The 20,460-nt window shown below is 68.6% G+C and carries 17 protein-coding genes and 2 pseudogenes; 4 read left to right on the forward strand and 15 right to left on the reverse strand.

What is annotated here, in order from left to right; genetic code table 11:
• Together D180_RS02845 and pdeM are read left to right on the forward strand one after the other, a co-directional pair.
• Positions 1 to 652, forward strand: a pseudogene (locus tag D180_RS02845) (DNA ligase-associated DEXH box helicase); the annotation flags it as partial.
• Positions 642 to 1,292, forward strand: coding sequence for a ligase-associated DNA damage response endonuclease PdeM (gene pdeM / locus D180_RS02850; protein WP_017911602.1), 651 nt, complete (start codon positions 642 to 644; stop codon positions 1,290 to 1,292). The pseudogene D180_RS02845 and the gene pdeM, both read left to right, overlap by 11 nt.
• Before the next feature lie 445 nt (positions 1,293 to 1,737).
• Here pdeM and D180_RS02855 read toward each other — a convergent pair whose 3' ends face one another.
• The 8 genes from D180_RS02855 to rlmD form a co-directional block, all read right to left on the reverse strand.
• The gene (locus D180_RS02855) at positions 1,738 to 2,988 is read right to left on the reverse strand and encodes an NAD(P)/FAD-dependent oxidoreductase (RefSeq protein WP_043090379.1); all 1,251 of its coding nucleotides are present in this window, start codon (positions 2,986 to 2,988) and stop codon (positions 1,738 to 1,740) included.
• Positions 2,989 to 3,083: 95 nt separating this feature from the next.
• Positions 3,084 to 3,290, reverse strand: a complete 207-nt coding sequence (locus D180_RS02860; protein ID WP_003488188.1) for a cold-shock protein — start codon at positions 3,288 to 3,290, stop codon at positions 3,084 to 3,086.
• 88 nt (positions 3,291 to 3,378) lie between these two features.
• Positions 3,379 to 4,131, reverse strand: coding sequence for an S-methyl-5'-thioinosine phosphorylase (locus tag D180_RS02865; protein ID WP_087963543.1), 753 nt, complete (start codon positions 4,129 to 4,131; stop codon positions 3,379 to 3,381).
• Between the two features lie 90 nt (positions 4,132 to 4,221).
• On the reverse strand, positions 4,222 to 4,776 hold the full coding sequence (locus tag D180_RS02870) for a hypoxanthine-guanine phosphoribosyltransferase (protein WP_017911605.1): 555 nt from the start codon (positions 4,774 to 4,776) through the stop codon (positions 4,222 to 4,224).
• On the reverse strand, positions 4,776 to 5,783 hold the full coding sequence (gene nagZ, locus D180_RS02875) for a beta-N-acetylhexosaminidase (protein WP_017911606.1): 1,008 nt from the start codon (positions 5,781 to 5,783) through the stop codon (positions 4,776 to 4,778). Before nagZ ends, D180_RS02870 begins: the two co-directional genes overlap by 1 nt.
• A 326-nt stretch (positions 5,784 to 6,109) precedes the next feature.
• Positions 6,110 to 6,784, reverse strand: a complete 675-nt coding sequence (locus tag D180_RS02880) for a DsbA family oxidoreductase (protein ID WP_017911607.1) — start codon at positions 6,782 to 6,784, stop codon at positions 6,110 to 6,112.
• 123 nt (positions 6,785 to 6,907) lie between these two features.
• A complete protein-coding gene (locus D180_RS02885) occupies positions 6,908 to 7,432 on the reverse strand; it encodes a CYTH domain-containing protein (RefSeq protein ID WP_017911608.1) in 525 nt (174 codons plus the stop codon).
• Positions 7,433 to 7,501: 69 nt separating this feature from the next.
• Positions 7,502 to 8,848 (reverse strand): 23S rRNA (uracil(1939)-C(5))-methyltransferase RlmD, encoded by a 1,347-nt coding sequence (gene rlmD, locus D180_RS02890; RefSeq protein ID WP_017911609.1) that lies wholly within the window; start codon positions 8,846 to 8,848, stop codon positions 7,502 to 7,504.
• A gap of 144 nt (positions 8,849 to 8,992) precedes the next feature.
• Between rlmD and D180_RS02895 the strand changes: the two genes are divergently transcribed.
• Together D180_RS02895 and D180_RS02900 are read left to right on the forward strand one after the other, a co-directional pair.
• Positions 8,993 to 9,709, forward strand: coding sequence for a response regulator (locus D180_RS02895; protein WP_198526506.1), 717 nt, complete (start codon positions 8,993 to 8,995; stop codon positions 9,707 to 9,709).
• 300 nt (positions 9,710 to 10,009) lie between these two features.
• Entirely contained in the window at positions 10,010 to 12,187 is a 2,178-nt protein-coding gene (locus tag D180_RS02900) for a TonB-dependent siderophore receptor (RefSeq protein ID WP_232760285.1), read from the forward strand.
• 492 nt (positions 12,188 to 12,679) lie between these two features.
• Here D180_RS02900 and recO read toward each other — a convergent pair.
• From recO to D180_RS02935, 7 genes and pseudogenes are all read right to left on the reverse strand, one after another.
• Positions 12,680 to 13,396, reverse strand: a pseudogene (gene recO / locus D180_RS02905) (DNA repair protein RecO); the annotation flags it as partial.
• A gap of 237 nt (positions 13,397 to 13,633) precedes the next feature.
• A complete protein-coding gene (gene era, locus D180_RS02910) occupies positions 13,634 to 14,539 on the reverse strand; it encodes a GTPase Era (protein WP_010340598.1) in 906 nt (301 codons plus the stop codon).
• Positions 14,536 to 15,216, reverse strand: a complete 681-nt coding sequence (rnc, locus tag D180_RS02915) for a ribonuclease III (RefSeq protein ID WP_026143959.1) — start codon at positions 15,214 to 15,216, stop codon at positions 14,536 to 14,538. The genes era and rnc overlap by 4 nt, the downstream gene beginning before the upstream one ends.
• Positions 15,206 to 15,583 (reverse strand): DUF4845 domain-containing protein, encoded by a 378-nt coding sequence (locus D180_RS02920; protein ID WP_010340596.1) that lies wholly within the window; start codon positions 15,581 to 15,583, stop codon positions 15,206 to 15,208. The genes rnc and D180_RS02920 overlap by 11 nt, the downstream gene beginning before the upstream one ends.
• Before the next feature lie 20 nt (positions 15,584 to 15,603).
• Positions 15,604 to 16,404, reverse strand: coding sequence for a signal peptidase I (lepB, locus tag D180_RS02925; protein WP_010340595.1), 801 nt, complete (start codon positions 16,402 to 16,404; stop codon positions 15,604 to 15,606).
• Positions 16,405 to 16,505: 101 nt separating this feature from the next.
• A complete protein-coding gene (lepA, locus tag D180_RS02930) occupies positions 16,506 to 18,296 on the reverse strand; it encodes a translation elongation factor 4 (protein WP_017911613.1) in 1,791 nt (596 codons plus the stop codon).
• 705 nt (positions 18,297 to 19,001) lie between these two features.
• Positions 19,002 to 20,460: DegQ family serine endoprotease (locus D180_RS02935; RefSeq protein ID WP_017911614.1), on the reverse strand; the 1,459-nt coding region annotated here is incomplete at its 5' end.

Raw genomic sequence — 20,460 nt, forward strand, 5'->3', positions numbered from 1 at the left:
GCTGCTGGCCGAGCGCGTGCGCGCCCGCGACGGCCAGCACCTGTTCGTGTATCCGTTCGCCGGCCGCCAGGTGCACGAAGGCCTGGCCGCGCTGCTGGCGCTGCGCTGGGGCCGGCGGCAGCGCAATACCTTCAGCTTCGCCGCCAACGACTATGGCTTTGTGCTGTCGCCGGCGGAGGACGCGCCGATCGACGCGGCACTGCTGCGCGAATTGCTGAGTCCGGCGCAGTTGTTCGAGGATCTGCGCGAGAGCCTCAACCTGGGCGAACTGGCGCGCCGCCAGTTCCGCGAGATCGCCCGCGTCGCCGGCCTGTTGCCGCCCAGCCTGCCCGGCCGCCTGCCGCGCAGCCTGCGCCAGCTGCAGGCCTCCAGCGGCCTGCTGTACGACGTGCTGAGCCGCTTCGATCCCGAGCACCTGCTGCTGGCGCAGGCCGAGCGCGAGGTGTTGCAGGGCGAGATGGAACTGACCCGGCTCGCCGCCACCCTGGACGATTGCGCCGCGCGCGAGCTGGCACTGCACAGCCCGCGCAGCCTCACTCCGCTGGCGTTCCCGCTGTGGGCCGAGAGCATCCGCGGCCAGCTCAGCACCGAGGACTGGAAAGCGCGGGTGATGCGCGCGGCGGCGCAACTGGAGCAGCGCCATGCGCGCTGAACTGGATTGGCTGCTGGCCGGCGAACCGATGCGCCTGCTCGGCGACCGCGCGCTGTACTGGCCGGCGCGGCGACGGCTGCTGATCGCCGACCTGCACCTGGGCAAGGCCGACGTCTTCCGCCGCGCCGGCATCGGCCTGCCGCGCGGCGGCACCGCGCTCGACCTGGCGCGGCTGTCGGCCCTGCTGCAGGCGCAGGACGCGGCGGAACTGTGGATCCTCGGCGACGTGCTGCACGGCGCCGCAGCCGATGCCGACTGGCAACGCCAGTGGCATGCCTGGCGCACGCAGCATCCGCAACTGCGCGTGGCGGCGATCACCGGCAACCACGACCGCGCCCTGGCCGGCGCCGGGCTGGACATCGCGCCGCTTGGCACGCAGGTGGAAGACGGCCCGTTCGTGTTGCGCCACGATCCGGTGACGGATGCGCAGCGCCACGTGCTGTGCGGGCACCTGCACCCGCTGGCCAAACTGCCGGGCCTTCGCCCGCGCTGGCCGGCGTTCTGGCTGCGCGACGGCATGGCCGTGCTGCCGGCGTTCTCGCACTTCACCGCCGGCGTCGCCCCGTTGCTGGCGCCGGGCGAGCGCCTGGTCGCCTGCGTCGAAGGCGCGGCCTTCGCCCTTCCAGTGGCGACGGCGTAGATCGGGCGGGGTGGCGGCTGGTCGTGACTGCAACCGAAGTGGTCAGTGCGATGCCGTGCTGTGGGAGGGACTTCAGTCCCGATGCGTCCGACTCAAAGGCGTCGGGGCTGAAGACCCTCCCACAGTGCAGTCGCAATGCATTGCGCGAGTGCTTGGCGCCGTGCCGGAGGAAGCGTCGGCGTAACGCCGGGCAGCCCATGACCGCGATCAAAGCAACAAGTGCACTGCCTTAGTGGGAGGGACTGCAGTCCCGACGCGACCAACTGAAGGGTGTCGGGGCTGAAGCCCCTCCTACACAAGATTGGCGAATCGCGGCACGACAATGTTGCAAGTGCAAACACAGAACATCGCCGTCGGGCCGCGCTCGCCGCGTTGCGCTCTGCACGCGCCGTCGCCGCGACGAATCACCCAGGCGCGCGTCCACCTGCGTCCGCGATCTCGCCGCCTACGGCAGCGCCACGCGCCGCGCCACCGCGTCCTGCAACGCTTCGAGAAACTCTGGCGCCAGCGGCAGCTTGCCGAACCAGCCGTGCTGGGTGCCGCTGAGCACGCGCAGCATGTGTCCGCGGCCCCCCGGCATGCGCCCGGCCGGCAGCATGCCCACATCGCGCAGCCGCGCCACCACGTCGCGCTCGGACTGGAACAGCGGGGTCAGCCAGCGGCTCCAGAACTGGTACACCGCCACGTGCGCCTGGCGCTGCGCCTGGTAGCGCGCCAATGCCGCGTCGATGTCCGGCGCGGTGCGCAGGCTCTCGCTCAGCGCCCAGGCGTCCATCAGCGCCATGTTGACACCCTGCCCCAACTGCGGACTCATGGCATGTGCGGCATCGCCGGCCAGCACCAGGCGGCCGCGGTACCAGTGCCGCTGCACCGCATCGCGGTAGCTGGCCCGCGCCAGTTGCGCCGGTGCGTCGATCTGCGCCAGGCGTTCGCGCGCCTGCGGCCACAGCTGCGCGATCTCCTCCAGCCACGGCTGCACACCGCGCGCCTGCCAGGCATCGAACTCGGCGGTCGGCAGGCTCCAGAAGAAACTCACCCGCGGCTCGGCATCGCCTGGGCGGGTGCCCACCGGCAGCAGGCCGATCATCTTGCGCGCGGCCACGTAGCGCTGGCGCAGTTCGTCGGGGAAGGCCCAGTCGCCGCGCGGCAGCAGGCACCACAGTGCGCCCCACGGATACATCCGGTCCAGCCGCGTCGCCTGCACCTGCGCGCGCAGCGCCGAGGCCGAGCCGTCGCAGGCGATCACCAGGTCGAACGGCCCGTGCCAGCGGCCGTGCTGGTCCTGCACCCGGCGCAGCGTGTCGTCGATGGCGACGATGCGCGTATCGCGCTGCAGCGTGGCGTAGCCGTCCCAGGCCTGCGCCAGCAGCGCGAACAAGGCGCCGCGCTGCATGCCCAGCCCGAACAGGCGCGCCTCCAGGTCGTGGTAGCGCATGTCCATCACCGCGCGCCCGCACGGGGTCTCGCCGTACAGGCGGTGCACCGGCGCGCCGTAGGCCAGGGCCTGCTCGAGCAGGCCGATCCGCCACAGCACCTGCAGGCCGGTCGGCTGCAGCAGGAAACCGGCGCCGACCGGCCCGGGCTCGGCGGCGCGTTCGAACACCTGCACGCGGTGCCCGTCGCGCGCCAGCAGCAGCGCCAGTGCCTGGCCTGCGGTGCCATACCCCACGATCCCGATCTGCAATCCTTGCGTCATTGCCCGCACCGCCTGCCGACGCCGACACCACGGCGTCTCCCATAAAAAACCCCGCCGAAGCGGGGTTCAAGGCACAACCGAGTCAACGCGCGCGCTTACTCGACCGGCGTGATATTCGAGGCTTGCGCGCCCTTCGGACCCTGGGTCACGTCGTAGCTGACACGCTGTCCTTCCTGCAGGCTGCGGAAGCCCTTGGAGTTGATCGCGGAGAAGTGCGCGAACACATCGGCGCTACCGTCTTCCGGAGAAATAAAACCAAATCCCTTGGCGTCGTTGAACCACTTGACGGTACCGTTCGGCATGGTGATGCGAGACCTTTTGCAGTGAATGGGTGGTGGTTGTGCGGCAGCCGCACCGGCGGAGTATGCAAAGCTTGCGCAACGAAGACAATCACCCGCGCGCCAGTTCCCCCACCAGCTCCGGCAGCCCGACCGAGGCCGCCTCGACATTGGCCAGCACCTCGGCCAGGGTGATTTCCTCGGCGTCGCCGCAGCCGGCCGCCCAGTTCGCCACGATCGCCAGGCAGGCGTAGTCCAGGCCCAGCTCGCGCGCCAACCCGGCTTCGGGCATGCCGGTCATGCCGACCAGGTCGCAACCGTCGCGGCGCAGCCGCGCGATCTCGGCAATGGTTTCCAGGCGCGGCCCCTGCGTGGCGGCGTAGCAGCCACCGTCCACAAGCGCGGTGCCGGTGACGCGCGCGGCGGCGAGGACCTTGCTGCGCAGCAGCGGCGAATACGGATGACCGAAATCCACGTGCAACACCTCGCTGCCCGGCTCTTCGCACAGGGTGGAGATGCGCCCCCAGGTGTAGTCGATCAACTGGTCCGGGCATGCCAGCACGCGCGGGCCGAAGCGCTCGGTGATGCCGCCCACCGTGTTCAACGCGAGCACGCGCGTGGCGCCGATCTGCTGCAGCGCAGCAAGGTTGGCGCGGTAGTTGATCTTGTGCGGCGGCAGCGAATGGCCTTCGCCGTGGCGGGCCAGGAAGGCGACGCGGTGGCCGAGCAGCGTGCCGACCCGCACCGGGCCGGAAGGCGCGCCGTAGCGCGTCTCGACCTCGTGGGTCTGCACATCGTCCAGCTGTGCGAGCTTGTAGACGCCGGTGCCGCCGATGACGGCCAGTGCGATGTTGTCCATGCGGATCCTCGAACGAAAGGGAACGCCTGCGCCGGCGACGCGCGCCGGCAGCGGGAAACTTCAGCGACGGAGGCGAGGCTGGCTCGCCTGCCCCGCTTACTCCTTCATCGCGTAGATCGCCGGCAGGTTGCGCAGGGCTTCGTTGACGTCCATGCCGAAGCCGAACACGTAGCGGTCCGGCACCTCGACGCCGATGTAGTCGGCGCTCACCCCCGGCACGCAGCGGTCGTGGCGCTTGACCGTCAGCGCGGCGATGCGCACATCGGTGGCGCCCTGCTCCAGGCACCACTCGCGCACTGCCTTCAGGGTCAGGCCTTCGTCGAGGATGTCGTCGAGCAACAGCACGCGGCGGCCGTACAGCGCGGTGGCCGGACGGTGCTTCCACACCAGTTCGCCGCCGACGGTCTCGCCGCGGTAGCGGGTGGCGTGCAGGTAGTCCAGCTGCAGGTCCTGGCCGCGGCTGCCCAGTTCCAGCGCCAGTTGGCCGGCGAACGGCAGCGCGCCGTGCATGATGGTCAGGTAGACCGGGGTTTCGCCGCGGTAGTCGGCGGCGATGGCGTCGGCCATCTGGGCGATGGCCTGGTCGATGCGGGTGCGATCGACCAGCAGGTCGGCCTGGGCCAGGGCCTGGGCGATGGTGAGAGTGGACATCAGGCGGTTTTTCCGAAGGTGGAGAGCAGATGGGATTGGGTGTGACCGTAGCGGGCGTCGGCCAGCAGGCCGTCCCAGCCAAGGCCGCCGCGGCCGATCAGGCCGAGCAGCGCGGCGGTGTTGAGCGGGCGATCGCGCACGGCCTGCAGCGAGTCTTCGACCAGTTCCGGGTGGCAGACCAGGACCACGTCGCAGCCGGCGTCCAGGTGCGCGGTGACCCGCGCGGCGACGCCGCCGGCGGCGAACGACGCGGCCATGCCGATGTCGTCGGAGAACACCACGCCGCGGAAGCCCAGCTCCTGGCGCAGGATCTGCTGGATCCAGCGCGGCGAGTAGCCGGCCGGTTCCGGCGCCACCTGCGGGTAGACCACGTGCGCCATCATCACCGCATCGGCGCCGGCGGCGATGCCGGCGGCGAACGGCACCAGGTCTTCCTGGCGCAGAGTCTCCAGCGGCCGCGGGTCCTCGGCGTTGTCGACGTGGGTGTCCTCGAGCACGGTGCCATGGCCGGGGAAATGCTTGAGGGTCGCGCCCATGCCGACGCTGTGCATGCCGCGCACATAGGCCGTGGCGAAGGCCGCGACCACCTGCGGATCGTCGCTGAAGGCGCGGTCGCCGATGGCACGGTTGCCGCGGGCCAGGTCCAGCACCGGGGCGAAGCTGAGGTCGATGCCGCTGGCGCGAATCTCGCTGGCCATCAGCCAGGCGTGCTGCTCGGCCATCTCCAGCGCAGCGGCCGGATCGCGCGCGTACAGCGCGCCGAAATCCTGCAGCGGCGGCAATGCGCTGTAGCCCTCACGGAAGCGCTGCACGCGCCCGCCTTCCTGGTCCACGCAGAGCAGCAGCGGCCGCGGCGTGGCGGCGCGGATCGCCGCGCTCAACTCGGTCACCTGCGCGCGCGAGGCGAAATTGCGTTTGAACAGGACCACGCCGGCCACCGCATCGTGCTGCAGCCAGTCGCGCTCCTGCGCGGTGAGTTCGGTACCGGCAACGCCGATCGCGAGCATGCGGGGGATTCCTCCTGCCGGCGCGGTTCAGGCGCCTGTGGGTCGGCATTGTCGCAGATGCCGGCGTCGGCGGCAGGTCGCGCCGCTGCCAGCTGACACGTCTCGGTAATGAACGCGTCCGAGTTGAGGCGCGCGCAAGGCGGCCTTGCGGCCCGTTGCCTGGCTGCCGTGGCTGGCGCGCGCGGGATGCGGGACACGTCCACGGCGAACCGGCATGGGCATCAGCAGGACGCCTGCGCATCACCGCGGGAAGCCCCTCGCCTCCTGCGACGCTGTCTGGCGCGCCGCACGCGGCGCGGGAAGCCCAACGTACAGCGCGCGACGTCCTAGACCGCGCAGCCGTCCGGACCGCAATCGCGGCCCGCCTGGGCGTCGGCCAGCAAACCGCGCACGGTGGCGGCGAACACCTCCGGCGGCTGCGCGCCCTGCAGCGCCTGACGGCCATCGATGACGTAGGTGGGCACCGCGCGGATGCCCATGGCCTGCGCCTGCTGCAGTTCCGCCTCGATCTCGTCCAGTCCCTCGTCGCCGGCCAGCAGCGCCTGCACCCGCGCCGCCGACAACCCACCGGCGGCGCCGGCATCGCACAGCGTCTGCACCTCGGCCAGGTTGCGGCCCTCGGCGAAGTGCGCATGGAACAGCGCCTCGGCGACCGCGTCGACGTCGCCCTCGCGCGCGGCCAGCCACAGCAAGCGGTGCGCGGGCAGCGTGGTCACCCGCACCTGGCCGCGGCCGAAGTCGAACGGCAGGCCTTCGGCGCGCGCGGTGGCCTGGGTCTGCGCCAGGATCTGCTCGGTGCGCGCCGCACCGCCGAACTTGGCCGCATAGGCCTCGCGCAACGGCACCGGCTCGGTGCCGGCGTCCGGATCCAGCTGATACGGATGCCAGTGGATCTCCAGCGCTGGCGCATCCGCGCCGAGCGACGCAAGACCTTGCTGCAACCGGCGCTTGCCGATCCAGCACCAGGGACAGACCACGTCGGACCAGATATCGATGCGCATGAGCGGGGATTCGGGATTGGGGATTCGGGATTGGCAAAAGCATAAGCCCGATTGCCACGAGAAGCGGGGATTCGGGATTGGGGAGTGGGGATTCGCAAAAGCGGGCCGCGTGCGGCGTTTGGCTTACGCTTTTGCCAATCCCGAATCCCGAATCCCCAATCCCGTCCATTCGCAGAATGGACACGTCGCCAGCGCCACGTTGTAGTACCGCGGATCGTCGGTGACTTCGGCGCCGAGCCATTCCGGCGTGGCGAACGCCTCGTCGGCGCTGTCCAGCTCGATCTCGGCGACCACCAGCCCGGCGTTGTCGCCGAGGAACTCGTCCACTTCCCAGAGATGGCCCTGGTACTGCACGAGATGCCGGCGCTTGTCGATCAGCCCGCCCACGCACAGCGCCAGCAGCGCGCGCGCATCGGCCAGCGGGATCGGGTACTCGAACTCCTGGCGGGTATGCCCGAGCTCGCGCGACTTGAGGTTGAGGAACGCCGCCTCGCCCTGCACCCGCACCCGCACCGACGCCTTCTGCGCCCCGCTGGCCAGCGCCGCCTGGTCGTTGAGATAGCCCTGCGCCATCGGCATCACCGCATGCGCCGCCGCGCGCCAGCCGTCGCCGATGACGAGGAATTTGCGTTCGATTTCGATGGCCATGGGAATCGGGAATGGGGAATGGAGAATGGAAAAAGCTTAAACCGCGCGCGCAGCCGCTGTGACGAATCCCTAATCCCGATTCCCCATTCCCGGCTTTTCGAACACCGCAATGCTCTCCACATGCGCGGTGTGCGGGAACATGTCCATCGCGCCGGCGGCCTTGAGCACGAAGCCCTGTTCGTTGACCAGGTAGCCGGCGTCGCGCGCCAGCGAGCCGGGATGGCAGCTGACGTAGACGATGCGCTGGAACTGTTTCAGCGGCAGTTGCTGCAGCACCTCCAGCGCGCCGGAACGCGGCGGGTCCAGCAGCAACTTGTCGAAGCCCTGGCGCATCCACGGCGCCTGGCGTTGGTCCTGGGTCAGGTCGGCGGCGAAGAATTGGGCGTTGTCCAGGCCGTTGCGCTGCGCGTTGTCCCGCGCGCGCGCCACCAGCCCGGCGTCGCCTTCCACGCCTACCACCTCGCGCACGGTGCGCGCCAGCGGCAGGGGGAAGTTGCCCAGGCCGCAGAACAGGTCCAGCACGCGGTCGTCGGGCTGTGCATCGAGCAGCGCCAGCGCGTGCGCGATCATCTTCTCGTTGAGCGCGGCATTGACCTGGATGAAGTCCAGCGGCCGGAACGCCAGTTCCACGTCCCACTGCGGCAGCCGGAACGACAGCGGCACGGCTTGCGGATACAGCGGGTGCACGCTGTCCACGCCACCGGGCTGCAGGAAGATGGCGAAGTCGTGCTCCTGGGCGAAGGCGATCAGCGCATCCTGGTCGCGCGCGCTCAGCGGCTGCATGTGGCGGAAGGTCAGCGCCACCGCGGCGTCGCCGGCGATGAACTCGATCTGCGGGATGTCGCGCTTGCCGTCCAGGCTTTCGACCAGTTCGGCCAGCGCGGTCACCTTGAAGCCGATCTGCGGGATCACCGTGTGGCAGACCGACAGGTCGGCGACGAAACGCGGATCCTGCTCGCGGAACCCGACCAGGGTCTTGTCCTTCTTTTCCACCCGCCTAACCGAGAAGCGGCCCTTGCGCCGATAGCCCCAGGGCGCGCCGGTCAGCGCCGGCAGCACCGCCTGCGGGGTCACGTGGCCGATGCGCTCCAGGTTCTCGGTCAGCACCCGCTGTTTGGCGACGATCTGCTGGTCCTCGGCCAGGTGCTGCAGCACGCAGCCGGCGCAGACGCCGAAATGCGGGCAGCGCGGCGTCACCCGCTGCGGCGAGGCCTGCAGCACCTGCACGGTGCGCGCCTCGTCGAAGTGGCGGTTGCGCGCGGTGGGTTCGGCCAGGACGGTCTCGCCGGGCAGCGCGCCAGCGACGAAGGCGACCTTGTCGCCCTCGCGGCGGGCCACGCCGCGGCCGTCGTGGCTGAGGTCGGCGATGTCGGTCTGGAAGGGCGTGCGGTCGAGACGGTTTCTGGATCGGGCCACGTGGCAACAGGCTGCGGGCGGAAAAGGGCGGCTATTGTCGCAGATGGGCCGGGCCGGGACCGGCTTGCGATTGCCGCGCCGGCGAGGCAAAGTGGCGCACGCACGCGCGCCACCGCGCGGGATGCGACCACGCCGCATGGAGGCATCAGCATGGCATCGAACCAGGACCCGGTAACGCGACTGCTGCTCGTCGAAGACGACCCGATCAGCCGCGCTTTCTTCGACGCGACGCTGCAGGCGCTGCCGGCCCAGGTGGACCTGGCCGACTCCGTCGCCAGCGCCCTCGCCCGCGCGCAGACGCAGGCGCACGACCTGTGGCTGATCGACGCCAACCTGCCCGACGGCAGCGGCAGCGATTTGCTGTACCAGTTGCAGCGGCAACGCCCCGGCACCCTGGGGCTGGCGCATACCGCCGACACCAGCGCTACGGTCCGCGCGCAGTTGCTCGACGCCGGGTTCGCCGACGTGCTGCTGAAACCGCTCAGCACCGAACGGCTGCTGCAATCGGTGCGCCGGCTGCTCGCGCGCGGCCGCCTGGGCGGCACCGCCGGGACCGCCGAACCGACCCTGGACTGGGACGAGACCACCGCGCTGGCCGCGCTCAACGGCGAGCGCGCGCACCTGATCGCATTGCGCGAACTGTTCCTGGCCGAGCTGCCCGGCACCCGCGATGCGGTGGCCTCGGCCCTGCAACTCAGCGACGACCAGGCCGTGCGCAGCCACCTGCACCGGCTGCAGGCCAGCTGCGGCTTCGTCGGCGCCGCCCGCCTGGCGCGGGCCGTGCGCCAGTTGCATGGCGACCCGGCCTCTTCGCAGGCCCGCCACCAGTTCAGCGAGGCGGTGGCGGCGTTGTTGCACTGAAGGCCGGGATTGGAGATTGGGGATGGCTCCCAGTCACTTCCCACGCGTCGGCGTGGGGCGCCATCTGCCGCAACCCGCGCTTCTCGAGCGTTGCCCTGGCGATCCCGGCCGGTCGCCGCCCTTCCCCGTGCGGTCACGATTCGGTCTCGCGACGATGACGACAACGACGGCGTCCGCATGGCGCTCGCCACACAGCGAAACTTGCAAATAAGATTCGTTCTCGAATAAATTAACGCCCCGACGACATCTGCGGACCAGCCATCGCCCCGTCCGTTCACTACACGCAACAGGGGCCTTCTCATGTTTCAGACGTCATTCCACCGGCCAGCGCCGGCCATGGGCGTGCTCGCCCGCGCGCTGCTGGCCGCCCTCGTGGCCGCCGCGTCCACCTCGGCCAGCGCCCAGGACACCGCCAGTGACGGCACCCGCGATGCCGGGTCATCGGCCGAGGCCACGCAACTGGACACGGTCATGGTCAAAGGCCAGCGGCTCAGCCTGGACCTGCAGCAGGATGCGGCGGTCGGCGCGCTGGGCACGTCGCGCCTGCTGGATACGCCGTTCTCGGTGAGCCTGATCGAAGAACCCGAGATCGCGCGGCGCCAGGCCACCACGCTGGGGCAGATCTTCATCAACGATCCATCGGTGTTCGCGGCCGAGCCGCCGGCCACCACCAACTGGTGGGGTACGCAGATCCGCGGCATCGGCGTGCGCAATTTCTACGTGGACGGCGTGCCCATGCTGATGGAATGGGGCGGCGAGTTCCCGCTGGAAGCGGTGCAATCGGTGCAGGCGCTGAAGGGCCTGGGCGGCTTCATGTACGGCTTCGGCGCACCGGGCGGCATCGTCAGCTACCAGACCAAGCGCCCTACCGACACGCCACTGCTGGCCACCACGGTTGGCTACCGCAACGACAGCGTGTTCTCGGCGCAGGTGGATGCGGGCGGCCGTGCCGACGGCGCCGACTCCTTCGGCTACCGGCTCAACGCCGGCATCGAACGCGGCGACGCGTACAACGGCGCGGGCATCGACCGCAAGACGATCGCTCTTGCGGTCGAGCAACCGATCGTCGAGGGCCTGACCTGGCATGCCGAACTGGTGCACGAGCGCAACACGCTCGAGCACGAGCCGCTGTACTTCTATTGGGACGCCTACCAGGGCACCCGCCTGCCCCGCCCCACCAGCGACTACGACAAGATCCGCGTCGATGGGGCCTACTACGAGACCGCCCTGCTGCACGCGACCACCGGCCTGAACTGGCGCATCGACGAGCGCTGGAGTGCGGCGCTGAGCCTGGGCGGCAGCCGCCGCCGGCACACGTCGCACAAGATGTTCGCCAATCTGCTGAACGAAGCGGGCGACTACGCCGGTTTCGCCTACGACTTCGGTGCGGTGCTGCGCAACAGCGTGGTGCAGCTGCTGGTCAACGGCCGCGTCGATACCGGCCCGGTGACGCACGCGTTGGTGTTCGGTGCCTCGGTGCAGCGCAGTTGGGACCAGTGGAGCAAGGCGTTCTACTGGAGCAACGACTTCGACGGCAACCTGTATCGCCCGCAGTCCTTCCGCCCCACCCGCCGACCGGACTACAGCCTGGCGCCGGTCAGCGCGGACCTGCGCCAGAAGGCGGTGTTCGTCAGCGACACCCTGCAGTTCGGCGACCACTGGCGCGCCATCCTCGGCGCGCGCCACGTGGATTACCAGCAACGCGATCTGGATGGCGACGCGTCGGTGGACAGCGGCTACCGCACTTCGGTGACGACCCCGACCGTGGCGCTGATCTACAAGCCCATCGACGACGTGTCGCTCTACGCCAGCTACGTGGAGGCGCTGGAGCCCGGCAGCCGCGTCGGCACCGATGCGCTGCCCGCCTATGCCAACGCCGGCAGCGTGCTGGCGCCGACGGTGAGCAAGCAGTATGAACTGGGCGCCAAGCTGCAGAGCGGGCGCTTCGCGCTGACCACCGCCGCGTTCCGCATCGAGCGCGGCGCGCAGATCGACGCCTACCGCGACGGCCTGCGCTACCTGACCCAGGACGGCCTGACCCTGTATCGCGGGCTGGAAGTGATCGGCAGCGTCGGCGTGACCGAGGATCTGGAAGTGGGCGTCGGCGGACTGTGGATGGACCCGCGGCTGGAGGATCTGTCGCCGGACAACGCGGCCCTGCGCGGCAACCGCCCGGCCGGCGCCGCGCGCCGGCAGCTGCTGGCCAATGCCACCTGGCGCGTGCCGGGCGTGCGCGGCCTGAGCCTGCACGGCAACGTGCGCTACTCCGGCGATGCCTACTACGAGGATCAGAATCGCGTGCTCATCCCCGGGCATACCGTCGCCGCGGCCGGCTTCCAGTACGCCACCACGCTGGGCGGCTACGACGCGTTGCTGACAGGCAACATCAACAACCTGTTCGATCGCACCTACTGGAACCAGCACACGCTGGGCGAGGCACGCAATGCGGCGCTGAGCCTGCGGATCGATTGGCGCTGAGTGCGCCTGCCGCTGCCGTGGCCCCGCGTGGCGACGGCGGCGACGGGCAGCGGCGCTGCGCGGCGGCGTGGAGGTCTGTGGTCGTGACGGAAGCGACCGCAGGCGCGGCTTGAGCCGCGAAGGCGTTACCGGCAAAGCCCGTCGCCGCTGAGCCGGCAAGAACGGACAAGAACCGCTTCTACGAAGCAAGCCGCATCCGGTTGGGCGTGTGACGAACGCAGCTCACTCGGGTGTCCGCGTGGCGGCAGCGCTCGCGCCGTCGATCCGCCGCACTCACGACGCCGCGGAAGGCGGCGACCGCGGCGACGCTTCCGGTGTGGATGTCGACATCGGATCGCGCTGCGCATCCGGCTCGGCGTCCGGCTCCGATGTCGCCGCGGGCGCTGCCGACGCCGGCATTGCGGCGACGCCGGGTGCATCCGATCCCGGCGGATCGTCCTGCGGCGGTTCGGGATCGGCGACCGCCGGCGCGATGCCCGCGGCGCTGGCGCTGCGCTGCCGCGCCAGGTCCTCGACCATTTCCCAGGATTTCAGGCCGCGCCCGCCGAGGTGGTGCAGCAGCACCACACGCATGCCGCGGCGCAGGCCGGGCAGATCGTCGGCAGCCGGTTCGGTATCGTCGGCCAGCGCCAGCAGGGCGCGCCCGGTCGCCATGCCGCTGCGCTGATCGTGGCCGCGGTCGCTCAGCAGCCGGCGTGGCCCGTGCTCGGCGTCGAGCACGTAGCGCGCGGCCGGGTCGATCGGGTCGCCGTCGCCGTCGTGGCGCAGGTCGAATCCCACGCCCAGCGCCTCCAGCAGGTCGCGCTCGAAGCAGCGCAGCGACCAGGCCAGCGGCGCTTCGGCGGCCAGCCGCGCGCGCACCCGCGCGTACGCCAGATACAGGTCCGGCGCCGGATCGTCGCGCGGCGCCAGACGCAGGGTCAGTTCGTTGATGTAGAAGCCAGCCAGCATCGCCTCGCCGCTCAGCCGCGGCGCCGCATCCATCGCCTCGGCCTCGCGCAGTTGCGCCAGTTCGCCGCGGCGCTGCGCGCTGAAGCGGATCGACTGCAGCGGCTGCAGTGCCGCGCGCAAGGCCTGCTTCTTCGGCCCGTGCACGCCGCGCGCCAGCACGCCGAGCCGGCCGTGATGCACGCTCAGCACCTCCACCAGCAGGCTGGTCTCGCGCCAGGGCCGGGCGTGCAGGACGAAACCGGGTTCGTGCTCGATCAAGGCTGCAGAGGCTGGGAATGGGGAGTGGAGAATAGGGAATGGAACAGCATGCCGCCCCTGGCCGCATCATCGTCCAACGAACGGAAGGAGCCAGCGTCGTGTAGAAGCGGCGTCAGCCGCGACGGGCGTTACCGGGGGAGCGCACGTGGCTGACGCCGCCCCTACGCACGCCATGATTGTCCGGGAGGCGCGGAAATCCGATTCCCGATTCCCGATTCCCGATTCACCATTCCCGGCTTATTCCCCGTACCCGAACGCCTTCAGCGCCGCCTCGTCGTCGGACCAGCCCTCGCGCACGCGGACCCAGGTCTCCAGGAACACCTTGGCGCCGAACAGGCGTTCCATCTGCTGGCGGGCCTTGGCGCCGATGTCTTTCAGGCGGGTACCGCCCTTGCCGATCACGATCGCCTTCTGGCCTTCGCGCTCGACCCAGATCACCGCGCCGATGCGCAGCAGCGCGCCGTCCTCGGCGAAGCGCTCGATCTCCACGGTGGTCGCGTACGGCAGTTCCTCGCCGAGCTGGCGCATCAACTGCTCGCGCACCAGTTCGCCGGCCAGGAAGCGTTGGCTGCGGTCGGTGATCTCGTCCTCGCCGAACATCGGCGGCGCTTCCGGCACCAGCGCCAGCAGGTCGCGCACCAGCGCCTCCAGGCCCTTGCGCTTGAGTGCGGAGATCGGATGCACCGCGGCGAAGCTGCGGCCTTCGCTGACCTGCTGCAGGAACGGCAGCAGCGCGGTCTTGTCCTTGAGCCGGTCGACCTTGTTGACCACCAGCACCACCGGGATGCCGGCGTCGCTGAGCACGTTGAACGCCAGCGTGTCCTCCTCGTCCCAACGCCCGGCCTCGATCACCAGCAGGCCCGCGTCCACGCCCTCCAGCGAGCCGCGCGCGGCGCGGTTCATCACCCGGTTCATGGCGCGCTTCTGCTCGCGGTGCAGGCCGGGGGTATCGACCAGCAGCAACTGGCCGGCCGGGAAGCTGGCGATGCCCAGCAGCCGGTGCCGGGTGGTCTGCGGCCGATTGGAGACGATGCTGACCTTGGCGCCCACCAGGGCGTTGGTCAGGGTGGACTTGCCCACGTTGGGGCGGCCGATCACGGCCACGCTGCCGCTGCGGTAAGGGGGAGTGGCTTGTTCGTTCACTTGCTCGAATCCAGTTGCTCGATGGCGGCGGCGGCGGCCTGCTGCTCGGCCAGGCGCCGCGAAGTGCCCTCGCCCTCGGTCACCAGGGCGGGCTCGGCGAGTACGCAGCGTACCCGGAATAGCTTGGCGTGGTCGTCGCCGGTCTCGCTGATCAGTTCGTAGGCCGGCAAGGTCCGCTGCCGGGCCTGCAGCCATTCCTGCAGGCGGGTCTTGGCGTCCTTCTCCACCTTGCCCACCGGCAGCGCCGCCAGCGCGGCCTCGAACCAGGGCAGGATGGTGGCGCGGCAGGTCTCGAAGCCGGCGTCCAGGTAGATCGCCGCGACCACGGCCTCCACCGCATCGGCCAGGATCGAGTCGCGGCGATGGCCGCCGGACTTCATCTCGCCCGGCCCCAGGGTCAGGCGTTCGCCCAGTTCCAGTTGCCGGCCGATCGCGGCCAGCGAAGCCTCGCGCACCAGTTCGGCGCGGGCGCGGGTCAGCGCGCCTTCGTCGGCCTTGGGCCAGCGCTGGTACAGCGCCTCGGCGATCAGCAGGTTGACGATGCCATCGCCGAGGAATTCCAGGCGTTCGTTGTGCGGTGCGCCGGCACTGCGATGGGTCAGCGCCTGTGCCAGCAACTGCGGCTCGGCAAAGCGGTGACCGATGCGGTCACCGCGCAGGATGGTCTTACTGGCCACCACGCGTCGTCAGGTCCTGGGTGGCGTCGAACTTGCCGACCACGTCCAGATTGGCGATCAGCGGGCGGCGCACTTCGTAGGCCACGTGCATCTTCACGCCGGTGTCGGTGCGCTCGAAGGTGACGTCGCCCGGCTTCACGTTGTCCGAGTTGTTGATGTCCAGGCGCCGGAACAACGAGGCCTTGGCCTGCGACGGGTCCATCTCGGCGCTGCCGGCTTCGGTCGCCAGGCCCTTCATCGCCGAGCGCACCGCATAGAACTCCATGTACATCGGGAACAGCTTCATGCCGATGTAGACGAAGAATCCGACCACCGCCAGCACGATCACGAACGAGGTCAAGGTCATGCCACTTTGCTTGTGCTTCATCGCGCTTCCCCTCACGCAAGTCACTGAATGGTCGTCCCGATCCGCGACGGATCGAAACTGCCGCTGCAAAACCAGCCTTCGCAATTGAGCCAGATCAGGAACGCCTTGCCGCGCAGGTTCTCCTCGGGCAGGAAATGGGTCTGGGTCCAGAACCGGCTGTCCTCGCTGTTGTCGCGATTATCGCCCATCACGAAGTACTTGCCCGGCGGCACCACCCAGTCGCCCTGGCCGGCGGGATTGTTGCGGTCGATCCATTCCAGCTCGGTGTGGGTGCGGCCCGGCAGATACTCGGTGAGCAGCGTGGCACCGGTCATTTCCGCGCCCTTGCCCTTGCCGACGTACTCGCCCATGACCTTGTACTTCATCGGCGTGCCGTTGATGTACAGGGTGTCGCCGTGGAAGCCGATGCGATCGCCCGGCAGGCCGATCACGCGCTTGATCCAGTTCTCGTCCGGCTTGTGCGGCGGCTTGAACACCACCACGTCGCCGCGCTTGGGCTCGCCGACCGGAATGATCTTCTGGTTGGTGATCGGCAGGCGGAAGCCATAGGAGAACTTGTTGACCAGGATGAAATCGCCGACCAGCAGGTTCGGCATCATCGAGCTGGACGGAATCTTGTACGGCTCGGCGATGAAGCTGCGCAGGATCAGCACCACCGCCAGGACCGGGAAGAACGCCCGCGAGTAGTCGACGATCACCGGCTCGCTGTCGAGCAACCCGGCCCGCGCGGCGCGGCGCTTGGCGAAGAACAGCTTGTCCAGCAGGGTGATGATGCCGGTGGCGAAGGTCAGGACCACCAGCGCGATTTCAAACCATTTCATTCTTATTCCTTCGGAATGGGAATCGGGAATGGAGAACGGGGAATCGGGAAGGCAAGAGCAGGCGCTCTTTCCATTCCCCATTCCCTATTCACGACTCCCAGCTACTTGTCCATCTGCAGCACAGCCAGGAAGGCTTCCTGCGGGATTTCCACGCGGCCGACCTGCTTCATGCGCTTCTTGCCTTCCTTCTGCTTTTCCAACAGCTTCTTCTTGCGCGAGACGTCGCCACCATAGCACTTGGCCAGCACGTTCTTGCGCATCGCCTTGACCGTGGTGCGGGCGATGATCTGCGAGCCGATCGCGGCCTGGATCGCCACGTCGAACATCTGCCGCGGGATCAGGTCCTTCATCTTCTCGCACAGTTCGCGGCCGCGGCGGTCGGCGTGGCTGCGGTGCGCGATCAGCGACAGCGCATCGACCTTGTCGCCGTTGATCAGCACGTCCACGCGCACGAACGGGCCGGCGTCGAAGCGCACGAAGTGGTAATCCAGCGAGGCGTAGCCGCGGCTGACCGACTTGAGCTTGTCGAAGAAGTCCAGCACCACCTCGGCCATCGGCAGTTCGTAGCTGATCTGCACCTGGCTGCCCAGGTAGTTGATGCCGATCTGGCTGCCGCGCTTTTCCTCGCACAGCTTGATGATGTTGCCGATGTATTCCTCGGGGGTGAGGATGTTGGCGCGGATGATCGGCTCGCGAATCTCCTCGACCATGTTCACCGGCGGCAGCTTGGCCGGGTTGTCCATGCTGATGATGCTGCCGTCGGTCTTCAGCACCTCGTAGACCACGGTCGGCGCGGTGCTGATCAGGTCCAGGTTGTACTCGCGCTCCAGGCGCTCCTGCACGATCTCCATGTGCAGCATGCCGAGGAAGCCGCAGCGGAAGCCGAAGCCCATCGCCTCGGAGCTTTCCGGCTCGAAACGCAGCGCCGCGTCGTTCAGGCGCAGCTTGTCCAGCGCCTCGCGCAGGTTGGTGTAGTCCTCGGCATCGACCGGGAACAGGCCGGCGAACACGCGCGGCTGCATTTCCTGGAAGCCCGGCAGCGGCTTGCTCGCCGGATCGCCGGCCAGGGTCAGGGTGTCGCCGACCGGCGCGCCGTGCACGTCCTTGATGCTGGCGGTGACCCAACCCACCTCGCCCGCGCGCAGCGCCGGCAGCACCTTGCGCTTGGGCGTGAACACGCCGACGTTGTCGACCTGGTGGGTGCGGCCGGTAGACATCACCAGCAGCTTGTCGCCAGCCTTGATCTCGCCCTGCATCACCCGCACCAGCGAGACCACGCCCAGGTAGTTGTCGAACCAGGAATCGATGATCAGCGCCTGCAGCTTGTCGGTGTCGCGCGGCACCGGCGGCGGGATGCGGTGCACGATCGCCTCCAGCACGTCGCGCACGTTCAGCCCGGTCTTGGCGCTGACCGCGACCGCGTCGGTGGCGTCGATGCCGATCACCGCCTCGATCTCGGCCTTGGCGCGGTCGATGTCGGCGGTGGGCAGGTCGATCTTGTTCAGCACCGGCACCACTTCCAGGCCCTGCTCCACCGCGGTGTAGCAGTTGGCCACCGACTGCGCTTCCACGCCCTGCGCCGCGTCCACCACCAGCAGCGCGCCCTCGCAGGCGGCCAGCGAGCGGCTGACCTCGTAGGAGAAGTCGACGTGGCCGGGGGTGTCGATGAAGTTCAGGTGGTAGACCTGCCCGTCCTGCGCGGTGTACGGCAGCGACACGGACTGGGCCTTGATGGTGATGCCGCGTTCGCGCTCGATCGGGTTGGAGTCGAGCACCTGCGCTTCCATCTCGCGCGCCTGCAGGCCGCCGCAGAGCTGGATGATGCGATCGGCCAGGGTCGATTTGCCGTGGTCGACGTGGGCGATGATGGAGAAGTTGCGGATGTTCCGCATCGAATCAGAGGACATGAGGTGGGCGGCCAACAAAACCAGCGGCAAAGACATCAACTATGTCGCCATGTACCACATCGCGCAAGTACCGCTCATCTGCATTGGCGGGCAGGATAGCCGAAACAGGCTAACACCTTGACTTTTCAGAAAAATTCAAGTAGCAAACCGCAGCCCGGTATCGCACTGGGCAGTCGACACTTTCCTCTTCGAAAGGAACATGAAATGAAAAGGTCAACTTTCTTCAAGAACGTCACGATCGCTTGCATCGCAGCGCTTTGGTGCGTATTGGCCACAGCGGCAGCAGCGCCATCGGACAATGGCGACGACGCTCACCGGCCGACTTCGGCTTTCAGCAACAGCGGCATGCCCAAGCAAAGCTTCAAAATTTGCCCGGTAAAGAACGACAGCGGAAAATCTCAGAAGTACATTGCGTCCCCCAACAAATTGATGGATTGGTGCGACCACTATTGTTGCTGGGTCGAGAATGGGGTTAAGTACTGCCGTGTGGACTGCACATGCGCTTGATGAGAAACACCTGCGACATGACCTTGGCGAGGCGCACACTCGACTAGAAGCATCGACTCACGCAGCGATCAATAGCGTCGATGCCGCAATCACGAACCGTGCCTCACCAGAACCAACGCAGGGCTGGAGTGCCAGCCCTGCGTTTTTCTTCATCCAAAGAGGCAATGCATTACGACAGCGAGATCATTCCACGCTGATGGCCACGAACTGACTCGCCGGACTACCTGGCGCACGCACCAACAACATCACCACGTCGCCCTTCTTAGCGTCGGACGTGAGCTTGTGGAATTGAGCCGGACTGGAAACCGGAACCCGCCCGACCTGCAGCACGATCATGCCAGGTCGCAATTGCGACTTTCTCGCAAGCGCACTGCTGACCTGCGCCACTTGCACGCCTTGGTCGGGCTCCAATCCAAGCTTCTGGCGCATTTGCGCAGGGATCTCCTGGACGCTGATGCCCAGCGCGGTGCCCTCAGCCGCCTGTGGCGCAGGCGCCGCCCCGGCGCGACCAGGCAGTTGCTGACCCAACATTCCATCGTCGGCAATCAGCTCGCTCAAGGTCACCATGACGTCCCGCTCCTTGCCATCGCGAACGATCGTAACGCGCGCCTTGCTTCCAGGCGGCAACATGCCCACCAACGGAGGCAAATCCTCGCGCGTGTTGATCCTCTGACCATTGAAGGCAACGATGAAGTCGCCGGGTTCGATACCGGCCTTGGCCGCACCAGTGCCCGGCTGGACACCATTGACCAGAGCACCGCGCGTGTCCGGCAGCCCCAGCCCCTTAGCCTCGACGTCACTGATGTTCGGTTGCATGGTCACGCCCAGCATTCCGCGACTGACCTTGCCGGTCTTCTTGATCTGCTCGACCGCGCTCATCGCCAGGTCGATCGGGATCGCGAAGCTGATGCCCATGTAGCCGCCGGATGCGGAGAAGATCTGCGAGTTGATGCCGACCACCTCACCGCGGGTGTTGAGCAGCGGGCCGCCGGAGTTGCCCTGGTTGATCGCCACGTCGGTCTGGATGAACGGCACGTAGCGCTGGTCGGCGTAGGGGTTGCTGCGGCCGGTGGCGCTGACGATGCCGGCGGTGACCGAGTGGTCCAGGCCGAACGGCGAACCGATCGCCACCACCCACTGGCCGGGCTTGAGCAGGTTGGAGTCGCCGATGCGCACCGTCGGCAGGTTCTTGCCGTCGATCTTCAGCAACGCCACGTCGTACTGCTGGTCGCTGCCGACCACCTTGGCGGTGAACTCGCGGCGGTCGGTGAGCTTGACCTTGACCTCGCTGGCGCCGTCGACCACGTGGTGGTTGGTCAGCACGTAGCCGTCGGGCGAAATGATGAAGCCCGAGCCCATCGAGCGGCCGGCGGGGCCATCGTCATCCGGCGCGCCGCCGCGCGGCTGCCCGGGCATACCCGGCATGCCGTCCGGGCCGAAGAAGCGGCGGAAGAACTCGGGCATCTGGTCGTCGTCGGGCATGCCGCCGCCGGAGCGTGCGGCCGCGGCGCGGCGGCTGATGGTGGTCTCGACATTGACCACGCCGGGACCGACCTGCTCGACCAGGCGGGTGAAGTCGGGAAGGTTGCCGACCAGCTGCGGCGCCGGCGCGGCCTGCGCGGCCGGCGGCGGGGCGCTGGCG

This window comes from Xanthomonas sp. SHU 166, assembly GCF_000364685.1.
Classification (GTDB): Bacteria; Pseudomonadota; Gammaproteobacteria; order Xanthomonadales; family Xanthomonadaceae; genus Xanthomonas_A; species Xanthomonas_A sontii.

Excerpts from the sequence above, each read along its gene's own strand:
- pdeM (WP_017911602.1), top strand. The coding sequence starts at position 642 with ATGCGCGCTGAACTGGATTGGCTGCTGGCCGGCGAACCGATGCGCCTG.
- D180_RS02855 (WP_043090379.1), bottom strand. The coding sequence starts at position 2,988 with ATGACGCAAGGATTGCAGATCGGGATCGTGGGGTATGGCACCGCAGGC.
- D180_RS02860 (WP_003488188.1), bottom strand. The coding sequence starts at position 3,290 with ATGCCGAACGGTACCGTCAAGTGGTTCAACGACGCCAAGGGATTTGGT.
- D180_RS02870 (WP_017911605.1), bottom strand. The coding sequence starts at position 4,776 with ATGTCCACTCTCACCATCGCCCAGGCCCTGGCCCAGGCCGACCTGCTG.
- nagZ (WP_017911606.1), bottom strand. The coding sequence starts at position 5,783 with ATGCTCGCGATCGGCGTTGCCGGTACCGAACTCACCGCGCAGGAGCGC.
- D180_RS02880 (WP_017911607.1), bottom strand. The coding sequence starts at position 6,784 with ATGCGCATCGATATCTGGTCCGACGTGGTCTGTCCCTGGTGCTGGATC.
- D180_RS02885 (WP_017911608.1), bottom strand. The coding sequence starts at position 7,432 with ATGGCCATCGAAATCGAACGCAAATTCCTCGTCATCGGCGACGGCTGG.
- D180_RS02900 (WP_232760285.1), top strand. The coding sequence starts at position 10,010 with ATGTTTCAGACGTCATTCCACCGGCCAGCGCCGGCCATGGGCGTGCTC.
- D180_RS02920 (WP_010340596.1), bottom strand. The coding sequence starts at position 15,583 with ATGAAGCACAAGCAAAGTGGCATGACCTTGACCTCGTTCGTGATCGTG.
- lepB (WP_010340595.1), bottom strand. The coding sequence starts at position 16,404 with ATGAAATGGTTTGAAATCGCGCTGGTGGTCCTGACCTTCGCCACCGGC.
- lepA (WP_017911613.1), bottom strand. The coding sequence starts at position 18,296 with ATGCGGAACATCCGCAACTTCTCCATCATCGCCCACGTCGACCACGGC.